The sequence below is a fragment of the Sodalis-like endosymbiont of Proechinophthirus fluctus genome, from assembly GCF_001602625.1.
Classification (GTDB): Bacteria; Pseudomonadota; Gammaproteobacteria; order Enterobacterales; family Enterobacteriaceae.
On sequence record NZ_LECR01000005.1, the window covers coordinates 8,359 to 10,136 of the forward strand.

General features: G+C 55.1%; 1 protein-coding gene and 1 pseudogene. Both read right to left on the reverse strand.

Annotated elements, in window-relative coordinates; all coding sequences use genetic code 11:
• On the reverse strand, positions 1-1,530 hold a 1,530-nt coding region (gene pta, locus BG74_RS00800; RefSeq protein ID WP_244267096.1), incomplete at its 3' end, for a phosphate acetyltransferase.
• A gap of 79 nt (positions 1,531-1,609) precedes the next feature.
• Positions 1,610-1,778 (reverse strand): annotated as a pseudogene (locus BG74_RS09830) (acetate kinase); the annotation flags it as partial.

The window sequence follows — 1,778 nt, forward strand, 5'->3', positions numbered from 1 at the left end:
TGACACTAGGCCGTCCACTTCGCCCTGTTCCAGCATCAGTGTGCCCAACACCACGTTATCTTCCAGCTGTTCTCGGGCCACTACTTCTGTCATGCCTTTGCTCTTGCGCAGCTCGACCAGGCGCGCGATATACTTCTCACGCGCCACTTCCGGATCGATAATTTCGATGCCGTTGCCAAGCGTCACGCCCTGTACCGCAGCCACGCGCTGAATTTCATCAGGATTACCCAACAGTACACAGTGGGAGATGCCGCGCTCAGCGCAAATGGACGCCGCTTTGACAGTGCGCGGCTCGTCGCCTTCCGGCAGCACGATGCGTTTATCCGCCTGGCGCGCTAGTTCGGTCAGTTGATAGCGGAACGCCGGCGGCGACAAGCGGCGCGGATGCTCGGAGCTGGCGGACAGGGATTCGATCCAGGCATTATCGATATGGCCAGCGACATAGTTTTGCAGTTTTTCCACCCGACTGTGGTCATCGGCCGGCACTTCCAGGCTGAAGCTTTGAAGGCTGAGCGACGTCTGCCAGGTGTTTGTCTGTACGGTGAACATCGGCAGGCCGGTTTGGAAGGCGCGCTCGCACAGCTTCTGAATGCGCGGATCAATATCATAACCTCCGGTCAGCAGCACAGCGCCGATTTCTACACCGTTCATAGCAGCGAGGCAGGCAGCGACCAGTATATCGGGGCGGTCGGCGGAAGTCACCAGAAGTGAACCAGGCCGGAAATGTTCTAGCATGTTTGGTAGGCTATGAGCGCAGAATGTGACGGATTTCACGTGGCGGGTTTGAATTTCTCCTTCGTGGATAATGGTAGCTCCCAGATGGTAGGCCATATCGATGGCACGGGTGGCGATGAGATCGAAGTTCCACGGTACGCAGCCTAGCACGGGCAGCGGGCTGTTTTTAAACAGCAGGCTTGGATCGACGTTAGCTACGCTTGCCTTGTTGGAATCGTCGAAAATATCCGACAGGTCTAGACGAGTACGGCCTTGTTCATCCACAGGCGCGTTCAATTTATTGATGATGACGCCAGTGATGTTTTTATTTTTGCTCCCGCCGAAGCTTGAGCGTACCAGCTCGATACGTTCTTTCAATTGATCTGGCGAGTCGTTGCCCAGTGAGAGTACAAAAACGATTTCGGCGTTTAGCGTGCGGGCGATTTCATAGTTCAGCGCCGTGGCGAACTGATGTTTGTGCGTGGGAACCAGACCTTCCACCAGTACAACTTCCGCCTCATGGGTATTTTCATGATAGCGGGCGATGATTTTTTCCATCAGCACGTCTTGCTGATTGGAGACGAGCAGAGATTCCACATAGCTCATGGCTAGAGGTTCAGCGGAGGGAATAGTAGAATTGGCGCGAATAATGCGGGTGGTAGTATCGAGGGTATCCTCCCCGGATTGTGGCTGCGCGATGGGTTTGAACACGCTTAATCTTACGCCTTTTTGCTCCATGGCGCGGATCACGCCGAGGCTGACGCTGGTCAGACCAACGTTTGTGCCGGTAGGGATCAACATGATTGTACGGGACACAGCTAAACCTCTTTCAACGGTTTCTCGTTAGGCAAAAACATCCCAACCGGACAAAACCGGTGGGGAGATGANATGAGAATTACGCGGTCAGATGCGCGGCGTCCTGGGCGATGACCAACTCCTCGTTGGTCGGGATTACGATAGCCTGGCGGCTGGCGTCGGTGGTAATCAAGCCGGCGTGGCCAAAACGCGTGGCTAGGTTGCGTTCATGATCCACCTCGAAGCCGAGCAGCGTCAGTTTTTTCAGC